Annotated in this window: 6 protein-coding genes and 1 pseudogene; 5 read left to right on the forward strand and 2 right to left on the reverse strand. The window is 40.3% G+C overall.

Features of this window, described 5'->3' with window-relative positions; translation table 11 throughout:
• Positions 1-2: 2 nt before the first annotated feature.
• On the forward strand, positions 3-1,055 hold the full coding sequence (locus tag AC075L_RS14515) for a sugar kinase (protein ID WP_118613861.1): 1,053 nt from the start codon (positions 3-5) through the stop codon (positions 1,053-1,055).
• Positions 1,056-1,082: 27 nt separating this feature from the next.
• A complete protein-coding gene (locus AC075L_RS14520) occupies positions 1,083-1,721 on the forward strand; it encodes a bifunctional 4-hydroxy-2-oxoglutarate aldolase/2-dehydro-3-deoxy-phosphogluconate aldolase (RefSeq protein WP_118613893.1) in 639 nt (212 codons plus the stop codon).
• 433 nt (positions 1,722-2,154) lie between these two features.
• Here the strand turns inward: AC075L_RS14520 and AC075L_RS14525 are convergent, their stop codons facing one another.
• Positions 2,155-2,697, reverse strand: a complete 543-nt coding sequence (locus tag AC075L_RS14525) for an LOG family protein (protein ID WP_055199581.1) — start codon at positions 2,695-2,697, stop codon at positions 2,155-2,157.
• A gap of 38 nt (positions 2,698-2,735) precedes the next feature.
• A complete protein-coding gene (locus AC075L_RS14530) occupies positions 2,736-3,668 on the reverse strand; it encodes an AEC family transporter (protein ID WP_118613859.1) in 933 nt (310 codons plus the stop codon).
• A gap of 441 nt (positions 3,669-4,109) precedes the next feature.
• Between AC075L_RS14530 and AC075L_RS14535 the strand changes: the two genes are divergently transcribed.
• The 3 genes and pseudogenes from AC075L_RS14535 to AC075L_RS14545 all read left to right on the forward strand — a co-directional run.
• Complete coding sequence (locus AC075L_RS14535) at positions 4,110-4,553, forward strand: hypothetical protein (RefSeq protein WP_476387836.1); 444 nt, start codon at positions 4,110-4,112, stop codon at positions 4,551-4,553.
• 152 nt (positions 4,554-4,705) lie between these two features.
• Positions 4,706-5,389: an L-serine ammonia-lyase, iron-sulfur-dependent, subunit alpha gene (locus tag AC075L_RS14540; protein ID WP_476387837.1), complete on the forward strand. Its 684-nt coding sequence runs from the start codon at positions 4,706-4,708 to the stop codon at positions 5,387-5,389.
• Between the two features lie 435 nt (positions 5,390-5,824).
• Positions 5,825-6,125 (forward strand): annotated as a pseudogene (locus AC075L_RS14545) (esterase); the annotation flags it as partial.

The following is a 6,125-nucleotide window of genomic DNA, read 5'->3' on the forward strand; positions in this document are numbered from 1 at the left end:
TTATGAAGCATAAATTTATTACCATCGGCGAGATTATGCTGCGTCTGACACCGCCGGATTATGAAAAAATCAGAACAGCTACAACCTTTGAAGCAAGATATGGGGGAAGTGAGGCCAATGTGGCCCTTTCCCTTGCAAATCTTGGAATTGATGCCTCATTTTTTACAGTTGTGCCGGATAACAGTCTGGGTAAAAGTGCCGTGCGTATGATGCGAAGCAATGATGTAAACTGTGACAGCATTGTTTATTCCACAGAAGAAGAGACACCTACTCATCGTCTGGGAACCTATTATCTGGAAACCGGATATGGGATCCGCCCGAGCAAGGTAGTTTATGACAGAAAACACAGTGCGTTTTCTGAGTATGATTTCAGTAAGACAGATGTGAAAAAACTGCTGGAAGGGTATACATGGCTTCATTTAAGCGGTATCACTCCTGCTCTTGGAAAAAGCTGCAGGGAACTGATTCTGACCTGTCTGAAAACTGCAAAGGAAATGGGTATGACAGTAAGCTTTGACGGAAACTTCAGAAGCACCTTATGGAGCTGGGAAGAAGCCAGAGATTTCTGCACACTTTGTCTGCCATATGTGGATGTTCTTTTTGGAATTGAACCTTATCATATCTGGAAAAATGAAGAGGATCATGCAGCCGGAGATGTGAAGGACGGTGTTCCTTTCCAGCCCAACTGTGATGAACAGAAAAAAGTATTTGAAGCTTTTGTGGAAAGATATCCAAATATCAAATGCATTGCAAGACATGTGAGATTTGCACACAGCTGCAGTGAAAACAGTCTTTCTGCTTATCTATGGAAAGATGGAAAAATCTATGAAAGCAGACGTCTGACTTTCCACATTCTGGACAGAGTGGGAGGCGGAGATGCATTTGTAAGCGGAATCATCTACGCGTTGATGAATGATTACACACCTGAGGATACAGTAAACTTCGGTGTTGCTGCAAGCGCAGTAAAGCATACAATCCATGGAGACGGAAATATTACAGATGACGTTTCCCTGATCAGACATGTAATGGAAATGAATTTTGATATTAAGAGATAAAACATTATGAAAGGTGAGAAAATTCGAATGAAAGATTTAGCAGAAAGATTTCATGAAGTGGGAGTTGTCCCTGTAGTAGTTCTGGAAGATGTAAAGGATGCAGTGCCGCTTGCCCAGGCGCTTGTAGAAGGAGGACTTCCATGTGCAGAAGTAACTTTCCGTACAGCGGCAGCAGAAGAGTCTATCCGTCTGATGACTGAAAAATTTCCGGAAATGCTGGTTGGAGCCGGAACTGTACTTACCACAGAACAGGTGGATGCAGCTGTGAAAGCAGGTGCAAAGTTTATTGTAAGCCCTGGTTTTGATCCGGAGATTGTAGATTATTGCCTAAAAAAAGAGATTCCTGTTTTACCGGGATGCATTTCTCCTTCTGAAGTAGCACAGGCAGTGAAACGTGGCCTGAAAACTGTAAAATTCTTCCCGGCAGAACAGGCAGGAGGAGTTGCCATGATTAAAGCTATGGCAGCACCTTACACAGGAATTAAATTTATGCCTACAGGTGGAATTAATGCAAAGAATCTGGAGGATTATCTTTCTTTTGACAAGATCGTATGCTGCGGCGGAAGCTGGATGGTAAAAGGAGAGCTTGTAAAAGCAGGCGCATTTGACAAAATTAAAGAGCTGACAGCAGAAGCCAGAAATCTGGTTGAATCTATCCGAAAATAATCGGTGCTGTTACACATATTCACAGACAGGGACAGGAGTCGTTTATGATCTCCTGTCCCTTCATTATATTTCGAGTATTTTCAAACATACTCTAACAGATACACGAGGAACGAAATAGTTTTACAGTATTAAAAAAGTACTTCCTGCGGATAGAAGTACTTTTTCTAATGAGTTTTTAGATGCGCATTGCGCGGAGGTCTGTGCACCTTTATTTGTTGTCTGACACAAATCTTTGTGCGGATACATGAATCATTAAGTATCTCGCTGACTGATATTTAATGATCTCTGCATTGATTATATTTTAACAAAATTATGGGAAAGAACAAGCCTCCCAGGGGGATTTCAAACCATGAAAAAAGTAGTATGAACTATGCAATATATGAATAGGTAAATATCCCCCAGGGGTGTTTGACAATTGTTTACGATCTGAATTTTACTTAGTTACTGTAGCCAAAAGTGCTTTAATATCTTCCAGATCATCAGCAAAATAAATTCCCTGCTGACGATTTTCTGAGGACAGCCCCATCTTGATCATATGGTCAAGAAGCTGCTTCAGGCTGTCATAATATCCATTCAGATTATACAGAATACAGGGGGCATCCAGGTGTTTGAGGGAAACCATGGACATAACTTCTGTGATTTCCTCCAGAGTACCGGTGCCTCCTGGAAATGCAATAAATGCATCACCAAGTTCAATCATTTTTGCTTTTCTTTCAGCCATATCTTTTGTGACGATCAGTTTTGTGATCTCATCATACTGCAGTTCAGAATCTATAAAAAACTGTGGTTCCACGCCTGTTACTTTTCCTCCGGCATTCAGCACACTTTCTGCTATCTGTCCCATAAGACCGGACTTTGAACCTCCATATACCAGAGAATTTCCGCTTTCTCCAATCCATGTACCAAGTTCCCGGACAGCATTTCCAAGTGCCGGATCATTCCCCTCCAAAGCTCCAAGATAAACAGTAATATTCATTGTAATTTCCTTTCTTTTTTCATGTACAGGTAATTGTTTTATATAACTGCCTCAAATAACATTACCATCAGCGGCATTGTAATAATTGAGAACAGTGTAGTCATGACATTGATGGCACTGGCATAGCGTGAATCATTTCCGTATACCTGGCACATCTGGGTTATTGTGGAAGCAGACGGTGTGATGATCGCCAGAAAGACAATAAGCATAATTTTATTTCCGTCTGCAGAGAACATAGCCAGATGGCTGATCTTAATCATTACAAGTGCAAGCAAAGGCACTGCAATCAGACGAAGAAATGATACAAAATATACTCTTTTGTCAGCAAAAATCTGTTTCAGATTCATTCCTGCAAACAGCATACCGGTTACGATCATACTGGCCGGTCCTATCATGCTGCCCACTGAGCCAAGAGTATTATTGATGATCTCCGGCAAATGGATTTTTGCGAAAAAAAGTACAACACCGATAAAAATAGAAATCATGTTAATATTTAACACAATCTTTTTCCAGTCGTAGGAAGATTCCCGGCTGATAATCTTTTTGCAGTGTGTCCACAGAAAGATAAGTTGCACACTCATAAAAACACATCCATATAAAACCCAGTCCTGTCCAAGAATAAAGGTCACAATGGGTACGATCAAATTTCCTGAATTAGAATAATAAACAGAAGCAATTTCCACTTCATTCAGATGCAAAAGCTTTCCGGATATGGAGATAATGATCAGGAGAAGAACCTGGGTCATGACAGATGCAGCCAGAGCAAGCAGCAATCCCTTTACAGTATCCATCGTGTAATCTACCTGAAAAGCATTGATGATTACACAGGGAATGATCAGATAGAGAATGATTTTGGATAAAATCTTGCTGTCTTCATCTTTTACAAGCCTAACTTTCACGATCAAATATCCCATGAAGATCATAAGAAATAATTGAATGATCTGTTCCATGAGCAGTATGCTGATATTCATAAACTTATCCACCTCGTATTCTTAAAAATGTCCGTCATCGGAAATATTGTATTTACCCGATTTCTGATGTCGGAACTCATTATAGAACTTTCCCGGTTGCGGTTCAATAGTAATGTGCGAACAGAAACAGTTGCTGACAATATTTTACAGGAAGCAAACCACAGATTTGAGAAAGTGTTTCAGATTATATTATCAGACAGTTTTTCAGCGGAAATCTTACAGAATAGCATTCATAGTATACGTCAGGTTTATTGTTTATCAATAACGGCATCCGGAGAATTAAAGGATTACGAAGCAGATCTTAGCTGATTCTTTCTGGACATTCTGATAGTATTATGTCATACTTAAATATGCAGAAGATTGCGGGAGCTGCTTTGCAGCGGAGCAATTCGTGGATAACATCATATGTATTAATTAAAATGAACAGGAGACATCAGCACAATGTTAGATGAAAGGATATATGAGAGTTATATAGGAATCCTGAAGGAAGAAATGGTTCCTGCAATGGGGTGTACAGAACCGATCGCGCTGGCATATGGAGCAGCCAGAGCACGAGAAGTTTTGGGAAAAGAACCGGAACATATCACTGCAAAATGCAGTGGAAACATTATAAAAAATGTCCGTTGTGTTATCATTCCAAACTCCGGCGGATTGACTGGAATTGAAGCAGGTGTAGTTCTCGGTGCAGTAGCCGGAAACGCATCCCTGAACATGGAAGTTCTTTCGAATGTAAATGAATTTGAAAGAAAGAGATGTCGTGAACTTTTGGATAAAAAGATATGCAAAGTAGAACTTCTGGACTCCCCGGCAGTCCTGCACTTTATCATAGAAATGCAGGCAGGGGATGACACAGTAAGTCTGGGCAGATCAAATACGATGATATAAATGTAACAAAGATCGTAAAGAACCAGGAAGTCCTGCTGGATTCAGATCATAAATCCGGTGAAACTCCGGCTGCAGCAGACAGAACTCTGCTCAATCTGGAAGACATTAAAACATTTGCAGATACTGTAGAAATTGATGATGTCAAAGAAATTATAGAAAATCAGATCCGCAGCAATATGGCAATCGCTCATGAAGGAATGACTGGTAAATACGGTCTTGGAATCGGCCGGATAATACGCGAAACCTATTCCAATGATATGCTTACCAAAATGCGCAGCCTCACAGCCGCAGCTTCCGAAGCCAGAATGGGCGGATGCGATATGCCGGTAGTCATCAACTCAGGCAGTGGAAACCAGGGGATTGCCTGTTCCGTACCACTGATCGTGTATGCCAGAGAAATGGAACTTCCGGACTATGTACTTTACCGCGCACTGGTATTTTCTAATCTCTTAACTGTATACCAGAAACAGTATATCGGTAAACTTTCCGCATTTTGCGGTGCGGTATCCGCATCCTGTGCAGCCGGTGCGGGGATTACCTACATGGGAGGTGGCGAACTTTCAGTGATCAAGAAGACCATAGAGAATACTCTTGCCAATATTCCGGGAATCATCTGTGATGGAGCGAAAATATCCTGTGCAGCGAAAATCGCCGCCAGCCTTGATGCTGCATTCCTGGCACATCACCTTGCTATGAACGGTCAGTCCTATGCGCCATATACCGGAATCCTCAAGGAAGAAGCCGGCGAAACCATCAGCTGTGTAGGACAGATCGGCAAAGAAGGAATGAAAGAAACAGACAAAGAAATTCTGCGGATTATGTTAGAGCGTGTTTGATTTTATGACAAAGTAAAAAAGAACGGTATATTCTCCTGCTGAAAAAAAGACATAATTGCACTGGTTTTGTGATAAGACAAGAAAAAATAATGACTATAAATTTCAATTCATCTATTATGTTCATCTGAAAATAGGAATATAAATGACCTGAAACGAAAAAAGTATAATTACGGTCATCTTAAGAAACCGATGAAAATGACCTGAAACGAAAAAAGTACAATTACAGTCATGTATAGAAGAGAATATGAATGACTTAAAACAAGAAAAGCAGAATTACGGTCATCTTAAAATGAAATTATGAATGACTTGGAATAAAGAAAGTGAAGAATAGAGTCAATATAAAGAGATTTTTTGTTTGACTGAATTTGCTGAAAATAAAATTTAAGTCAAGGAACTTGAGAAAGTAAAAAATTTTTACGAGGTAAGCAGATAGATATGACTATATATGAGTATGGAAATCCAGATGCGGATACTGTTTTGATTCAGTTGACTGGTGATCATGAATTATCTGTTCTTAAGAATGAGGTTGAAGAAATCCGAAAAAGGACTTCAACAGATTTCAGACTCATTGCTGCAAAAGTTGATGACTGGAATTATGAGTTGTCTCCATGGAAAGCACCGGCAGTGTTCGGAAATGAAGACTTTGGTGATGGTGCTGTCAGGACACTGGAGCAGATTCTGACATTATGCACAGACAAAAGCAGGACATATTATATCGGGGGATATTCTCTTGCGG

This window comes from Blautia sp. ZXY-1-B12 (assembly GCF_056339915.1).

Excerpts from the sequence above, each read along its gene's own strand:
- AC075L_RS14515 (WP_118613861.1), top strand. The coding sequence starts at position 3 with ATGAAGCATAAATTTATTACCATCGGCGAGATTATGCTGCGTCTGACA.
- AC075L_RS14525 (WP_055199581.1), bottom strand. The coding sequence starts at position 2,697 with ATGAATATTACTGTTTATCTTGGAGCTTTGGAGGGGAATGATCCGGCA.
- AC075L_RS14530 (WP_118613859.1), bottom strand. The coding sequence starts at position 3,668 with ATGAATATCAGCATACTGCTCATGGAACAGATCATTCAATTATTTCTT.
- AC075L_RS14535 (WP_476387836.1), top strand. The coding sequence starts at position 4,110 with ATGTTAGATGAAAGGATATATGAGAGTTATATAGGAATCCTGAAGGAA.
- AC075L_RS14520 (WP_118613893.1), top strand. The coding sequence starts at position 1,083 with ATGAAAGATTTAGCAGAAAGATTTCATGAAGTGGGAGTTGTCCCTGTA.